At 67.7% G+C, this 13,694-nt stretch carries 12 protein-coding genes and 3 pseudogenes; 5 read left to right on the plus strand and 10 right to left on the minus strand.

Features of this window, described 5'->3' with window-relative positions:
- Positions 1–105: 105 nt before the first annotated feature.
- Positions 106–462: a cupin domain-containing protein gene (locus tag D3874_RS12685; protein ID WP_119778414.1), complete on the plus strand. Its 357-nt coding sequence runs from the start codon at positions 106–108 to the stop codon at positions 460–462.
- A 217-nt stretch (positions 463–679) separates the two neighbouring features.
- Here D3874_RS12685 and D3874_RS12690 read toward each other — a convergent pair whose 3' ends face one another.
- Together D3874_RS12690 and D3874_RS12695 are read right to left on the minus strand one after the other, a co-directional pair.
- On the minus strand, positions 680–1,108 hold the full coding sequence (locus D3874_RS12690; protein WP_158595974.1) for a phasin family protein: 429 nt from the start codon (positions 1,106–1,108) through the stop codon (positions 680–682).
- 297 nt (positions 1,109–1,405) lie between these two features.
- Entirely contained in the window at positions 1,406–2,089 is a 684-nt protein-coding gene (locus tag D3874_RS12695) for a hypothetical protein (RefSeq protein ID WP_119778416.1), read from the minus strand.
- 310 nt (positions 2,090–2,399) lie between these two features.
- Between D3874_RS12695 and D3874_RS12700 the strand changes: the two genes are divergently transcribed.
- Both D3874_RS12700 and D3874_RS12705 read left to right on the plus strand, forming a co-directional pair.
- On the plus strand, positions 2,400–3,929 hold the full coding sequence (locus tag D3874_RS12700) for a D-alanyl-D-alanine carboxypeptidase family protein (protein WP_158595975.1): 1,530 nt from the start codon (positions 2,400–2,402) through the stop codon (positions 3,927–3,929).
- Between the two features lie 3 nt (positions 3,930–3,932).
- The gene (locus D3874_RS12705) at positions 3,933–4,805 is read left to right on the plus strand and encodes a glutamate racemase (RefSeq protein WP_119778418.1); all 873 of its coding nucleotides are present in this window, start codon (positions 3,933–3,935) and stop codon (positions 4,803–4,805) included.
- On the opposite strand, the gene D3874_RS12710 is transcribed toward D3874_RS12705, so the two are convergent.
- The 5 genes and pseudogenes from D3874_RS12710 to D3874_RS31995 all read right to left on the minus strand — a co-directional run bounded on the left by D3874_RS12710 (position 4,792) and on the right by D3874_RS31995 (position 10,250).
- Positions 4,792–5,517 (minus strand): ArsR/SmtB family transcription factor, encoded by a 726-nt coding sequence (locus tag D3874_RS12710; RefSeq protein ID WP_233559929.1) that lies wholly within the window; start codon positions 5,515–5,517, stop codon positions 4,792–4,794. The genes D3874_RS12705 and D3874_RS12710 overlap by 14 nt on opposite strands.
- Positions 5,518–5,574: 57 nt before the next feature.
- A pseudogene (gene pgmG / locus D3874_RS12715) lies at positions 5,575–6,962 on the minus strand (phosphoglucomutase/phosphomannomutase PgmG).
- A 17-nt stretch (positions 6,963–6,979) separates the two neighbouring features.
- Positions 6,980–8,298, minus strand: a pseudogene (locus D3874_RS12720) (UDP-glucose dehydrogenase family protein).
- A 17-nt stretch (positions 8,299–8,315) separates the two neighbouring features.
- Positions 8,316–9,194, minus strand: a complete 879-nt coding sequence (gene galU / locus D3874_RS12725; RefSeq protein ID WP_119778419.1) for a UTP--glucose-1-phosphate uridylyltransferase GalU — start codon at positions 9,192–9,194, stop codon at positions 8,316–8,318.
- Between the two features lie 217 nt (positions 9,195–9,411).
- Positions 9,412–10,250, minus strand: a pseudogene (locus D3874_RS31995) (division plane positioning ATPase MipZ).
- 121 nt (positions 10,251–10,371) lie between these two features.
- Here D3874_RS31995 and D3874_RS12735 point away from each other — a divergent pair.
- The gene (locus D3874_RS12735; RefSeq protein WP_119778420.1) at positions 10,372–10,875 is read left to right on the plus strand and encodes an SRPBCC family protein; all 504 of its coding nucleotides are present in this window, start codon (positions 10,372–10,374) and stop codon (positions 10,873–10,875) included.
- Between the two features lie 215 nt (positions 10,876–11,090).
- Here the strand turns inward: D3874_RS12735 and D3874_RS12740 are convergent, their stop codons facing one another.
- Together D3874_RS12740 and D3874_RS28010 are read right to left on the minus strand one after the other, a co-directional pair.
- Positions 11,091–11,468, minus strand: coding sequence for a hypothetical protein (locus D3874_RS12740; RefSeq protein ID WP_199699045.1), 378 nt, complete (start codon positions 11,466–11,468; stop codon positions 11,091–11,093).
- A 16-nt stretch (positions 11,469–11,484) separates the two neighbouring features.
- A complete protein-coding gene (locus D3874_RS28010; RefSeq protein WP_147385644.1) occupies positions 11,485–11,802 on the minus strand; it encodes a hypothetical protein in 318 nt (105 codons plus the stop codon).
- A gap of 348 nt (positions 11,803–12,150) precedes the next feature.
- Here D3874_RS28010 and panC point away from each other — a divergent pair, with 348 nt between their 5' ends.
- Complete coding sequence (gene panC / locus D3874_RS12745; protein WP_119778421.1) at positions 12,151–13,011, plus strand: pantoate--beta-alanine ligase; 861 nt, start codon at positions 12,151–12,153, stop codon at positions 13,009–13,011.
- A 10-nt stretch (positions 13,012–13,021) separates the two neighbouring features.
- On the opposite strand, the gene D3874_RS12750 is transcribed toward panC, so the two are convergent.
- Complete coding sequence (locus D3874_RS12750; protein WP_119778422.1) at positions 13,022–13,675, minus strand: hypothetical protein; 654 nt, start codon at positions 13,673–13,675, stop codon at positions 13,022–13,024.
- Between the last annotated feature and the right edge of the window lie 19 nt (positions 13,676–13,694).

Below are 13,694 nucleotides of genomic sequence, written 5' to 3' on the forward strand. Positions count from 1 at the left end.
ATTCTTTTCATGGCGCGCCGCCAAAGCGGGAAATTTATCGCAAACCGGCAAGCGGCGACGCCGGCCGGGGTTCAGACTGGCCGGCCCATCTCAAAGGACAGGCCCATGAGCCCCGCCATCTTCACCCATCGCAGCGCCAAGCCCATCGCGGAAGTTGACGCCCCCTGGCCCGGCACGGCCATTGCCGGCACCCCGCAGACCGTCACGCTCAACGGCTATGCCTCGGCCGACGGCAAGAAGCTGATGGGAACCTGGCAATCGACCCCCGGCACCTGGGCGATCGACTACGATTCCTGGGAATACTGCCACCTGCTCGAGGGCCACTGCGTGATCACCGCCGAGGGCCGGGACCCGGTTCACCTGCGGGCCGGCGACATCTTCATCGTCGAACCGGGCACCAAGGGAACCTGGGAAGTCCTGGAGACGATCCGCAAATACTACGTCTTCGTCCTGGCCGACTGAGGACATGGCAGGAACATCCTGCGTCCTTCGAGACGGCCCTTCGGGCCTCCTCAGGATGAGGAAAATCTTTTTGGCATAACGACTTACTTAACCCGGAGCGGGGCCCGCCAACAAAAATGCCGGCATGGTCGCCCATGCCGGCATTCTCGGGGAGGATACGCTAAGCACTCCAGACGACGCGGGGGCGGTCGAACTCCCCCGCGCTTCGCACGACCGGTCAGGCGACCGGGGTGGCGAACTTCTTGAAGGCAACGCCCAGCTGACGGCTGACCGGCTCGACCGCGGACTGGGTCAGGGTCACGGTCATCTCGCCGACCTTGTTGGTGTAGGCGAGGAAGGCATCGAAAGCCGACTTGGTGAAATCGTTCTGCAGGTCGACGACTTCGCGCAGGCTCTTGGCGCCGACCACGGCCTTGGACACCGCAACCAGATCCTCGACCGCCTTCTTGGCATAGGCCGCGGTCTCGGTGGTGACGCTTTCGACGCCCTTGACGGTGATGTTGAAGGACGAGACGAACGCCTCGTAGGTGTCCTTGGAGAGCGAGCCGGCCTCTTCGAAGGTCTTCAGCGCCTGCTCCATCTTACCCTTGACCTGCTCGGCAGTGGCCTTGAAGGTCTCGGTCGCGGTTTCAGTGGTGGTGGTCATTTCGGTAGTCTCCGGTTTGACGCTCTTGGTCTTGGTGGCCATGGTAGTTCCTCGTTCACTATGGTGCTTCGTGGATCGGGTCGGCTGCTGTCGAAAGCCGCCGGCCCGCCAACGCAGTGCGGTCGCGCACCGCCCTGACACCGTAGCCACCTTGCCGAAAGCCCCGCATCCAAGGTTCCTTCAGCGCGTTTGCTCGATGCCGCAACGCAATAACTATGGCGCTAATTTGGGCGTTTTCTGATCATTGTCAAGGCATTTTGTTGCATTGCAGCAAAATGACGATCCGGCCCGGCGGGCCTAGAAAAACCGGGGAATGTCGAGGCCGTTGGCGCTCACCTGGGCGGTGAACGGGCGCTGGTCGGAGTCGTGCCCGTAGCCGCTCTCCAGCAGCGGAAGGTCGAGGGGGCGCGGCGGATTGATGGCAATGCCGGTCAGGTCGGCGTCGAACAGGTGGCGCGGAAAGGTCAGGGCGGCGAAGCGGGCATCCGGTGCCTGAAAGGCGTTGAAGTGGAAGCGGCCCTGCCGGCAGCGCGCCACCACCCAATAGAAATTGTCCGAACGGAGGAATTCGCCGCGCGGGGCCGGGCCGTCGACGCCGTCGGCGGCCATCGCACCTTCGAGCGCCTCGAGCCGGGCCTTGCTGATGCCCACACTGGCCTTGTCGGCCGAGATCTGGGGGCCTTGCGCCGTGGCCGCCAGCAGGACGCCAGGGCCCCAGACGTGCTCGTCCATCTGCGCGCCGTAGTCGGTGACCTTCAGGTCGTAGGCGCGCACCTGCTCGGTCCACACCGCGTTGTAGACGAAACGGATACGGTCGGGGCCGCCGGCCTCGCAGGCCGCCTTCACATCGTCGCCGGAGAGATAGCTCAGCCAAGTGGGGATCCGGCCCAGGTTGAGGTCCACCGGGCCCTGGGCCATGCAGCCGCCCAGCACGGTCGAAACCCCGATCACCAGGATTGTGATCCCATTCGCGATGGTCATGCCGGCGACTCCACGCTGCCGCCGACGAGCATGCCCCAGCCGGGCGCCGGCGCCAAGCTTTGCCGCCGCGGCCGCCTTGTGACCGCCACTTACCGCAGGCACCTGAGTCGCAGGATCAAATCAAAGCTGCAAGCATCAGATTCTATGGACAAACTTCCGATCCAACCGTATCGTTCGAATGGGCTGTTCATTTTCCGTAGGGGCGAACCAAATGAGAGGTGCGCTGTCGAGGGCCGTTGCGGGTATTGCCCTGCTCTGGTCGCATCTGGGTCGGACGGGTAGCCGGCACCGGGGACGCAACAGGCCGGCCTTGCTCGTCGCCCTGGCGATCGCGACGGCAGGCGTGGCGGCGAGCAATGCCGCCGGCGCGGCACCCCAGTATGCCGTGGTCATCGTCGATGCCGATACCGGCCGGGTCATCCTGTCGGACAGCCCGACCGCGCAGACCCATCCGGCGTCCCTGACCAAGATGATGACGCTGTACCTGACCTTCGACGCCATCAAGGCCGGCAGCCTGAGCCTCGATCAACGCATCACCGTGTCGGCCGAGGCCGCGTCACGCCCGCCGACCAAGCTGGGCATCGGCGCCGGCAAGACCATCGCGGTCAAGGATGCGATCATGGCGCTGATCACCCTGTCGGCCAACGACATGTCGGTCGCGCTGGCCGAAGCGATCGCCGGCTCGGAAGGTGCCTTCGCCCGGCGCATGACCTCGCGTGCCCGCGAACTGGGCATGAGCGCCACCGTGTTCCGCAATGCCAACGGCCTGCCTGATCCCGGCCAGGTTACCAACGCCGCCGACATGACCAGGCTGGGCCTGGCGCTGATGCGTGATCATGCCGATTACTACCCCTATTTCGCCACGGTGGACTGGCGCTATGGCGGCAAGGTGATCCGCAACCACAATCGCATGCTGGGCCGCTACGAAGGCACCAATGGGATCAAGACCGGTTACATCAAGGCCTCGGGCTTCAACCTGGTGGTTTCGGTGGAACGCGACGGGCACCATCTGGTGGGCGCCATTTTCGGCGGCTCGTCGGCGCGGGCCCGCGACGACCACATGATCGAACTGCTCGATGCCGCCTTCGCCCGCATCGAGGCAAGGCCGGAAATGCTCGTCGCCGGCGGCGAGACCATCCGCCCCAACGCGGTCCAGGCCCCCAAGCCGATCGCCGTCGCCGCGGCCAGGCCGGCAGCACCCGCCCCGGCGCCCCCTGCCCCGGCCGATGTCGCCCTGGCCGCCGCCGCGCTCGACGCCAAGATCGCCGAGGTCGACAGCAGCGCCGAAGACGAGAGCGAAATCGCCTATGCCGCCCCGCCGGCCGCGCCGATGACCCGCCCGGCCGCCGCCGTGCCTGCCCCTGTTGCCACCCCCGCGGCGACTGCCGTCCCGGCACCGGTCGCCGCCGCCCCCGCTGCGCCGGCACCCCGCCCGGCCGCGCCGGCTGCCGTGGCCGCCGCCAAGCCCGCGCCGGCAAAACCGGCACCCGCCAAGCCTGCTCCCGGCACGCTGGAAGCCCAGGTCGCGGAGGCCCATCAGCGCGCCACCGCCGGCGAGACCTGGGGCGTTCAGATCGGTGCCTTCCGCCGCCAGGACGCGGCGATCGACCATCTCAACGATGCCGCCAAGATCGCCCCCTCGATGCTCAATGCCGCCCGCATGGCGGTGCACCAGGGCACCGACGACAAGGGCACGATCTATCGCGCCCGCTTCGTCGGCCTGACCGAGACCTCGGCCCGCCAGGCGTGCCTGAAGCTGCGCGAGAAATCGGTTTCCTGCATCGCCTTGAAGGTGCCGTCGACCGTGGCCGCCAGCGCGATGGCCGGCACCACCAACTAGGCCGTGATCGGCGTCTTCGATTCCGGTCACGGCGGCCTGACCGTCCTCAAGGCGCTGGTGCGCGAATTTCCGGGGCAGGCCTTCACCTATCTGGGCGACCACGGCCATGCCCCCTACGGCAATCGCGAACCCGACGAGATCTATCACCTGACCCTGGCCTCGCTGGAACGGCTGTTCGCGCTGGGCTGCCGGCTGGTGGTGATCGCCTGCAATACCGCGGCGGCCACCGGCCTGCGGCGGCTGCAACATCATTGGCTGCCGGCCCACCATCCCCAGCGCCGCGTCCTGGGCGTGCTGGTGCCCATGGTCGAGGCCGTCACCGGCGTGCCCTGGATGGCCGACGTGACCACCCGCCGGCCCCATGGCGAGGCCCGCACCGTGGCCGTCTTCGCCACCCGGCACACCGTGCGCAGCGACGCCTTCGCCCGCGAAATCGGCTCCCGCGCGCCGGAAGTGACCGTGGTCCAGCAGGCCTGCCCCGTCCTGGTCGACCTGATCGAACGCGATGCCCCGCGTGACATCCTGGCCCGCGCCGTCCGCCGCTATACCGCCCTGCTGATGCGCCGGCTGGAGGGCGCGGCGCCCAGTTCGGTGATCCTGGGCTGCACCCACTATCCGCTGGTGGCGGAACTGTTCGCCGCCGCCCTGCCCGCAGGGGTCGAAATCCTGTCGCAGCCCGACATCACGGCGAAGAGCCTGGGGGCCTACCTGTCCCGGCATCCGGAATTCGCCGGGGCCGGCGAACCAGGCCAGGTGCGCTTCCATACTACCGGCGACGCTGTCCGGGTGACCTCGCTGGCCACCCGCTTCTACGGCCGGCCGGCCCGGTTCGAAGCGCTCGATGCGGCGGCGCCGCGCCAGATCAAGATAGCGTAACGCCGAAGATCTCGGCGAAGCCCTGGCGCCCGCCAGGCGTGATCGCCAGGGCGCGGCCGTCCTTGACCCGGGCGATCCAGCCCAGCTCGAAGCAGCGCGTGCAAAGGGCAGCGCCCAAACGACCGCCCAGATGCGCGCGCCGTTCGCTCCAGTCGAGGCAGGTCCGGCACAGCGGCCGGGTGCCCTGGCAAGGCTGCGCCAGGTCGATCCCGAAACTGGCCAGGAAGGCGCTGCCCGCCTCGGTCACCATGCCGGCGCCATCGGCCAGGATCACATGTCCGCGCGCCTGCAGCGCATCCGCCAGCGCGATCCCCAGGCGCCCGGCCAGGTGGTCGTAGCAGGTGCGGGCCAGGCGCAGGGCCTCGTCCCGCGGGCCGGCCGGACGATGGCGCCTGGGCCCGGCCGCGGTCAGCGCCGTCAGGGCTTCCAGGGCCTCGGCAACCTGGACCGAGGCCAGCCGGTAGTAGCGATGGCGCCCCTGCTTCTCCAGGGCGATCAGATGGGCCTCCGCCAGCTTGGCCAGATGGCCGCTGGTGGTGGAGGCGCCGACCCCCGCGGCCCAGGCCAGTTCGCCCGCGGTCAAGGCCCGCCCGTCCATCAGGGCGAGGAGGATGTTGGCCCGGGCCACGTCGCCGATCAGGGCGGCGACTTCGGCCACGGTGTTGCCCGAGGCGATCATGGACATGGCCGCAGCATAGCCCGCGGCCGCCATCCGATCACCAGGTCAAACTTCGGCCGCGGCCGAAACGTCCGCCCGGGCCCGGCGCGCTCAGATCTTCGGGGGCTTCACGCCCGCCGCGGTCAGGGCCGCGATGAGCGAGGCCTTGAGCCCGTCCAGCGCGGCGACATCGTGGCCCTCCGCCCGAGCGACCAGCACCGCCTGGGTGTTGGAGGCGCGCAGCAGCCACCAGCCGGCGGGGGTCTTCACGCGCACGCCGTCGGTGTCGTCGACCTCGGCCCCGTCGGCGGCGAGCTTGGCCTTCACCGTCTCGACGATGGCGAATTTCTGCTCCTCGGGCACCTCGAAGCGCAATTCCGGCGTGTTCACCGTGTCGGGCAGGCGATCGCGCAGATCGGCCAGCGAAATGCCCGCCTTGACCACCGCCTTGATCAGGCGCAGGGCGGCATAGAGGGCATCGTCGAAGCCATAGAACCGGTCGGCGAAGAAGATATGGCCGGACATCTCGCCGGCCAGCGGCGAGCCGGTCTCGATCATCTTGGTCTTGACCAGCGAATGGCCGGTCTTCCACATCAAGGGCTTGCCGCCCAGGCGGGCGATCTCGTCGAACAGCACCTGGCTGGCCTTGACGTCGGCGATGATGGTCGCCCCGGCCGCTCGGCCAGCACGTCGATCGCCAGGATCGCCAGCAACTGATCGCCCCAGATGATCCGGCCCTTCTCGTCGATCGCGCCGATACGGTCGGCGTCGCCGTCGAAGGCGATGCCGATGTCGAGCTTTTCCTTGGCCACCAGGGCCTGCAACTGTTCCAGGTTGTGGGGCTCGGTCGGGTCGGGGTGATGGTTCGGGAAGGTGCCGTCGACTTCTTCGTTGATCACGAAGTGGCGGCCCTTGAGACCGGCGACGATACGCCCCAGCACGGCACCGGCGGCACCGTTGCCCGGATCCCAGCCGATCCCAAGGTCGTTGTCGACCGCCTCGGCCAGCAGGCGCGCGACGTAATCGCCCGAGACATCCTTGTCGGTGACCGAACCAGCCCCCACGACGAGGTCGCCGGCCGAAGACAGGCGACCCAGTTCCTGGATCTGCGGCCCGAAAAAGGACTTCTTGCCCTTCATCATCTTGAAGCCGTTGTGATGCGGCGGGTTATGGCTGCCGGTGACCATGATGCCGCCGTCGGTCTCCAGCGTGGTCGCCGCGAAATACAGCATCGGCGTGGGGCCGGTGCCGATGCGCACGACCTGCGCCCCGGCCGAAACCAGGCCTTCGACCAGCGCCGCCGCCATGCCGGGCGAGGACACGCGGCCGTCGCGGCCGACGGCGATGGTGGGGTTGGCCGTGCCCGCCGCGCGGCCGATCGCCGTCGCGAAAACCCGGCCCAGGGCGCGGGCATCAGCCTCGTGCAAGGTCTCGCCCACGACGCCACGAATATCGTATTCGCGCAGGATCGACTTGTGGAACTGATGCGCCTGGGTCATGGAAACCTCGCTATGCTTCAAGCTGGAACGGTGGCGGACCGGCCGATGGAATAGTAGTCGAAGCCGGCCTCGGCCATTTCGTCGGGACGATAGATGTTACGCAGGTCGACGATCACCGGCTGGGCCAGGGCGGCCTTCACGCGGGCAAGGTCGAGGGCACGGAATTCGTTCCATTCGGTGATGATCACCAGGACGTCGGCACCGGGCAGGGTGGCATAGGCATCCTTCACCCATTCGACGCCCGCAATCATCGCCGCGGCGTTGGTCATGGCTTCGGGATCGAAGGCCCGAACCTTGGCGCCGGCCGCAATCAGGCGCGGCAGGATTTCCAGCGACGGGGCGTCGCGCATGTCGTCGGTATTGGGCTTGAAGGCGACGCCCAGCACGGCCACGGTCTTGCCCGCAAGGTCGCCGCCTGCTGCCGCGATCACCCGGTCGGCCATGGCGATCTTGCGGTCGTCGTTGACCGCCACCACCGCCTCGACGATGCGGCTGGGGGTGCCGTAATCGCGCGCGGTGCGCACCAGGGCCAGGGTATCCTTGGGGAAGCACGAGCCGCCGAAGCCCGGCCCCGCGTGCAGGAACTTGCGCCCGATGCGGCCGTCGAGGCCGATGCCGCGGGCCACGTCGGAGACGTCGGCGCCGACCTTCTCGCACAGGTCCGCCATCTCGTTGATGAAGGTGATCTTGGTCGCCAGGAAGGCGTTGGCGGCGTATTTGATCAGTTCCGAGGTCTCGCGCGAGGTGAAGACGAACGGCGTCTCGAGCAGGAACAGCGGGCGGTAGAGCTGGCGCATGACGGCGCGGGCGCGGTCGCTCTGGGCCCCACCACCACCCGGTCGGGCCGGCGGAAATCCTCGATCGCGTTGCCTTCGCGCAGGAATTCAGGGTTCGAGGCGACATCGAAGGCCAGGTCCGGCCGCACCGCGCGGATGCGCCGCTCGACCTCGGCACCGGTGCCCACGGGCACGGTCGACTTGGTCACGATCACGGTATAGCCGGTCAGGGCGGCGGCGATTTCCTCGGCCGCGGCATAGACGTAGGACAGGTCGGCATGGCCGTCGCCGCGGCGGCTGGGCGTACCCACGGCGATGAACACGGCGTCGGCGCCCTGCACCGCGGGGCCCAGCTCGGTGGTGAAGGACAGGCGGCCGGCGGCGGCATTCTCGGCCACCAGCTTGTCGAGGCCGGGTTCGAAGATCGGGATTTCACCCCGCTTCAGGGCCTCGATCTTGGCCGGGTCCTTGTCGACGCAGATAACGGAGTGACCGAACTCGGAAAAACAGGCACCAGACACCAGACCGACATAGCCCGTGCCAACCATCGTCACCCGCATGACAACCTCTCAAGCTTTCAGAGCGCGGCAGCGGTCTTCTTCAGGAACGGCGCGAGCTTAGGACCAATGTCGCCGCGTGCCAGGGCAAAAGCGATGTTGGCCTCCAGGAAGCCGATCTTGTCGCCGCAGTCGAAGCGCGTACCGTCATAGGCGAAGCCGTGGAACGGCACCTCGCCGATCATCTTGGCCAGGGCATCGGTCAGTTGGATTTCACCGCCGGCGCCGCGCTCCTGGGTTTCCAGGTGGCCGAAGACCTTGGGCGACAGAATGTAGCGGCCGATCACCGAGAGCGTGGACGGCGCCACCTCGGGCTTGGGCTTCTCGACCAGGCCCTTGACCTCGGTCAGGCGGCCCTGCGTCTTGCCCGGGGCCAGAATGCCGTAGCGCGAGGTGTGCTCGCGCGGCACGTCCATGACGCCGAACATGTTGCCGCCGACAAGGGCATAGGCTTCGGCCATCTGGGCCAGGCAGGGCCGGTCGGCCAGCACCAGGTCGTCGGGCAGGATCACCGCGAAGGGCTCGTCACCCACCAGTTCCTTGGCGCACAGCACCGCATGGCCCAGCCCCAGGGCCTCGGGCTGGCGGACATAGGAAACCTGCCCCAGCTTGGGCTGCCAGGCGCGCAGTGCCTCGAGTTCGGCGGTCTTGCCGCGGCGGGCCAGAGTCTCTTCCAGCTCGAAATGCTTGTCGAAATGGTCTTCCAGGGCGGTTTTGCCGCGGCTGGTCACGAAAATGAAATGTTCGCAGCCCGCCGCCCGTGCCTCTTCCAGGGCGTAGTGGATCAGCGGCTTGTCGACCACCGGGAGCATTTCTTTCGGCATGGCCTTGGTCGCGGGCAGGAAGCGCGTGCCCAAGCCGCCGACGGGAAACACGGCCTTGCGGATCTTGATTGTCATGATCGGGAAAACTCGAATTCGTGAAGGACCGTCCACGCCCGGCTAGATGCCACGCGGGACTAGGCAAAGCAACGTGTCAGTTAAGGCGAAGTCCCCGCGACCTCCCTCTCCTCCTTCGAGGAGGAGAGGGCTGGGGTGAGGAGGATGGCCGCGATGGCGGTGCAAGCCCCCTCGCCCAACCCCCTCCGCCCTGAAGGGCAGCGGAGGCTTCGTCAACCTATTCGGCGGCGCTGACCAGCGGTGCGGCGGCCCGGTCGACCGGCGGCAGGTCGAGCGAGGCGACCAGGGTGCGGACCTCCTGGCGGGCGGCAACCTCGGACATGCTGAGGGTCGAGCCGGTGCGCCCCAGGTCGAGCATGGTCAGGCCCTGGAGGAACAATTCGCGGTAGGTCACCCGCTCGGACAGGCCGGCGACGACCCGGAAGCCGATGCGCTTGGCCAGGCGCGCCAGAACCTCGGAGACGCGGCGCTTGTTGCGGGCGTCGAGATGGCTGACGCGGTTGCGCATGACCAGCCAGTCGATGGTGCCGCCGGTGCGGGCCCGGCGCTTGCGCATCTCCCACACCAGTTCGGAATAGAGGCTGGGCCCTAGGATCGTGTGGTCATGGGGATCGACCCGGCGATCAGGTCGAGATCGATGAAACTGTCGTTCATCGGGGTCAGCAGCGTGTCGGCGCAACCATGGGCCAGGCGCGACATGAAGCTGTCGGAACCGGGACAGTCGATGATCACGACATCGTTGGCATCGACGTAGTCTTCCAGCACGGTCAGGAAGCGGGTGCGCTCGTCGGCCTGGGCGGCCTGGAAATCCGGGATCTCGCTGCGCGTGACCACGGCGTAGGACGGCATCAGCAGGTTGACCCCTTCCGATACCGCCTTGGCGCGGTTGTCGAGATAGCGGGTCAGGGTCCGCTGGCGGCCGTCGAGATCGATGGTGGCGACCTTGCGCCCCTGCTCCAGCAGGGCGGCAACCAGGTGCATGGCACTGGTCGATTTGCCCGAACCGCCCTTCTCGTTGCCGAGGACGATGATATGTGCCCGCCGCCCGCTGCTCATGGATAACCGTCCGAGTCGTAAGAATAGTCAATCGTCGGGCCGGGGCCTGCGGCCGTCAATGATTCGGCAATCGGAAATCCCTTGAAGGGCCTGGCGGCGCGCCTCTGCTAGGGTATGGACCATGCCGGCACGTTTCCACCATGTCACCGTCTCTTCAGCCGTCGCGGCGCCCCGCGCGGCCGTCTGGGCACGCATTGCGAGCTTCGAGGGCGTGAACGACGAACTCGGCCCGATCCTGTCGATGAGCGCCCCGCCGGAAGTGCCGGCCCTGACGCCTGAGCTGGCGACCGGCCAGCCGCTGTTCCGCAGTTGGTTGCGCCTGTTCGGCATCCTGCCCGTCGACTACGACCATATCGGCTTTGGCGCCATCGAGCCTGGCGAGTATTTCGCCGAACGCTCGACCATGGGCCTGATGACGGCCTGGCATCACGACCGTCACCTGCACGATGCCGCCGGGGGCACCCGTGTCGTCGATCACCTGGCCTTCGTGCCCCGGGTGCCCGGCACCGGCCCCCTCGCCCGGGTGCTCGTGCGCGCCCTCTTCCATCACCGTCACCGCCGCCTGGCCAGGCACTTCGGTGCCATCGCCCCCATTACGTCGAGCACGGCGATCGATCCGCGCTAGGGGGCTGGCATCGGCGTTGTGCGTCCTTCGAGACGGCCCTCCGGGCCTCCTCAGGATGAGGAGATTTGTTTTGGCATAAAGACTCTCCTCATCCTGAGGAGCCATGCGAAGCGTGGCGTCTCGAAGGACGCGCGCTGCCGGTCCGATCGCCGCTCCCGCCTGGACAAAAAAAGACGGCGGGGACTTTGGGTCCCCGCCGTACTTGCAAAGTAAGATTACTTTGCCTTCTTGGCCGGCTTCGACTTCGCCGCCGGCTTGGCCGCCGCAGCGGCCGCCGCCTTCACCGGCTTCGCGGCCGCAGGCTTCTTGACAGCAGCAGGCTTCTTCGCCGCCGCGGGCTTCGCCGCCACGACCTTCAGCGCCGGCTTCTTGGCAGCAGCGGCGGGCTTGGCAGCCGCGGCAGGCTTCTTCGCGGCAGCGGGCTTCGCCGCAGCGGCAGGCTTCTTCGCCGCGGCCGGCTTGGCCGCAGCAGCCTTGGCCGGCTTGGCCGCGGGCTTCGCCTTGGCTGCCGGCTTGGCAGCGGCGGCGGGCTTCGCAGCAGCGGCTTTCTTCGCCGGGGCTTTGGCCGGCTTTTTCTCAGTGGTCTTTGCCATGATCGGTTTCACTCCGTCAGTCGTTTTGGACGAGGCTCGGCGAACCACCGGCGATCTTCGCCTGATGGTCAGCCAACAGTGGCCGCTGTTGTTTCTGGCTTGGGTGGCGGCCACACCACATGGAGCCAGCTCTTACCGCCCGCTTGCGCGGACGGACCTCATCACGTCTCCCGCGACGCGAAACATTTGCGCGACAGGGCGTGGAGATCTGCAAAAACGTACTTGAAAACGAAGTAACCAGTATGGTATCAAATATGAAATCGACAGTGGTGGCCGTTGCCGCATCGGCGGCGATCTTGGTTTTGGGACTGACCCCGGCCTTGTACTGGCGCATGTCGATTCCGAATCAGGTCACGGCAACGCAAAGTATACACGCACTGCGAATAATCGTAGATGCTTTCTACAGTCGTTCGTCATGCGCCAACTTTGACAGCCGCGGATACCCTGGCTTGCGCGCTCAAGTCAAAGCGCACAACACACGATCGCCAGCAACGACGCGCAAGTATTTGCCATCGCGCCAAAGCCCGCGGCCCGGCGAGTCGAGAGGCATCGGCGTAAAATCCGCCAGTCGAGCAATGACAAGGTTAATGCAGTGAACGATTGACTCGTCGCGACGACTGGCATACTCGCCAACCGATTTGACTGAACAAGAATGCCTGAAGCCTCTCGAGGAAGCGCCCGCATGTCAGACGCCGAAACCCTGCCGCTGCCGGCCGCGCGCTCCATCGCCGCGCTGCGCCAGACCGTCCAGTCGTGGCGCACCGCGGGCCTTCGCATCGGCTTCGTGCCGACCATGGGCGCCTTGCACGCCGGCCATCTGTCGCTGGTCGAACTGGCCCGGTCGCGCGCCGATCGCGTGGTGGTTTCGATCTTCGTCAACCCCACCCAGTTCGCCCCGCACGAGGACTTCACCAAGTATCCGCGCCAGGAGATGGCGGACGCCGCCAAGCTCGCGGCCTTCGGCGTCGACCTGCTCTATGCGCCGGTGGTCGAGGAGATGTATCCCGCGGAGGCCGCGACCACGGTCGTCGTCGATGTCGTCACCAGGCGGCTGGACGGCGTCTTCCGCCCCACCCATTTTGCCGGCGTCGCGACCATCGTCGCCAAGCTGCTGAACCAGGTGCGGCCCGACGTCGCCGTGTTCGGCGAGAAGGACTATCAGCAACTGCTCGTGGTGAAGCGCCTGGCGGCCGATCTCGACCTGGGCGTCGAGATCCTGCCCGGGCCGACCGTGCGCGAGGCCGACGGCCTGGCGATGTCGTCGCGCAACGCCTATCTCTCGCCCGAGGATCGGGCGATCGCCGCCTCGCTGCCCGCGACCCTGCAGTTGGTGGCGGCACAGCTCAAGGGCGGCGGCGACGCGGCCCCGATCCTTGATGCCGGCCGCAGCCAGTTGCTGAAAGCCGGATTCCGCGAGATCCAGTATCTCGACCTGGCCGATGCGCAAACCCTCGAGCCGCTGGCCCGGGCGGACCGCCCGGCCCGCCTGCTGGTCGCCGCCCTGGTCGGGCAGACCCGGCTGATCGATAACGTCGCGGTGTAACCGAAAAGGTCTATAGCGCGAACGCGCCGGCCCGGTCGAGCGCGCGCACCACCACGGCACACAGCGCAGCACCGCGATCGAGCAGCAGCGGATCGAGGGTGACCGCCCGCCGCCCGTCGGCATCGAGCGCCAGGGTGAGCGAGCGCAGGACCACCAGCCGCCCCACGCCGCGCGCCCGGCCTTCGTCGGGATAGGTGGCAAGGCCGGTCACCGCCCAGCGGGCCCACGGGCCTTCGAGGCGAAACCCATTGGGCCCGGTCACCCGCAGCCCGTTGACATCGGCGTGGAAGAAATCCGGCGCATCGGCCTGCTGCATCTCGACATCGCGGTAAAGCCCGGCCGCCGTGCGCCGCCCCAGGATCGCCCCCAGCAGCGCCGAGCCCGCCAGCAGCCCCGCGACGAACCACAGGCCGCCGACCGGCGCCAGGAAGCTTGCCGGCGGCTGCCCTTCCGCCAGCCCGATCAGGTACAGGATCGAGAAGATCAGCGCCGGGCCGATGGCGAAGGCGACGGCCCAGCGCGCGGATTCGATGCGCAGGCGATTTGCGATCGCCCGGCCTTTCAGCGCCCGCCCCTCCACCGGCAAGGTCAAGGCGCGGGCCAGCGACGAATTGGCCAGGCGGTCGAGGGCGCGGCGCTGTTTCAGCGTCAGTCGATAGGCCATGCCGTTTTCTGCCCCCAGC

The organism is Oleomonas cavernae, assembly GCF_003590945.1.
Taxonomy (GTDB): Bacteria; Pseudomonadota; Alphaproteobacteria; order Zavarziniales; family Zavarziniaceae; genus Zavarzinia; species Zavarzinia cavernae.

Excerpts from the sequence above, each read along its gene's own strand:
- D3874_RS12695 (WP_119778416.1), bottom strand. The coding sequence starts at position 2,089 with ATGACCATCGCGAATGGGATCACAATCCTGGTGATCGGGGTTTCGACC.
- D3874_RS12735 (WP_119778420.1), top strand. The coding sequence starts at position 10,372 with ATGCCGGCACGTTTCCACCATGTCACCGTCTCTTCAGCCGTCGCGGCG.
- galU (WP_119778419.1), bottom strand. The coding sequence starts at position 9,194 with ATGACAATCAAGATCCGCAAGGCCGTGTTTCCCGTCGGCGGCTTGGGC.
- D3874_RS12740 (WP_199699045.1), bottom strand. The coding sequence starts at position 11,468 with ATGGCAAAGACCACTGAGAAAAAGCCGGCCAAAGCCCCGGCGAAGAAA.
- D3874_RS12690 (WP_158595974.1), bottom strand. The coding sequence starts at position 1,108 with ATGACCACCACCACTGAAACCGCGACCGAGACCTTCAAGGCCACTGCC.
- D3874_RS28010 (WP_147385644.1), bottom strand. The coding sequence starts at position 11,802 with ATGCGCCAGTACAAGGCCGGGGTCAGTCCCAAAACCAAGATCGCCGCC.
- D3874_RS12685 (WP_119778414.1), top strand. The coding sequence starts at position 106 with ATGAGCCCCGCCATCTTCACCCATCGCAGCGCCAAGCCCATCGCGGAA.
- D3874_RS12750 (WP_119778422.1), bottom strand. The coding sequence starts at position 13,675 with ATGGCCTATCGACTGACGCTGAAACAGCGCCGCGCCCTCGACCGCCTG.
- D3874_RS12710 (WP_233559929.1), bottom strand. The coding sequence starts at position 5,517 with ATGGCGGCCGCGGGCTATGCTGCGGCCATGTCCATGATCGCCTCGGGC.
- panC (WP_119778421.1), top strand. The coding sequence starts at position 12,151 with ATGTCAGACGCCGAAACCCTGCCGCTGCCGGCCGCGCGCTCCATCGCC.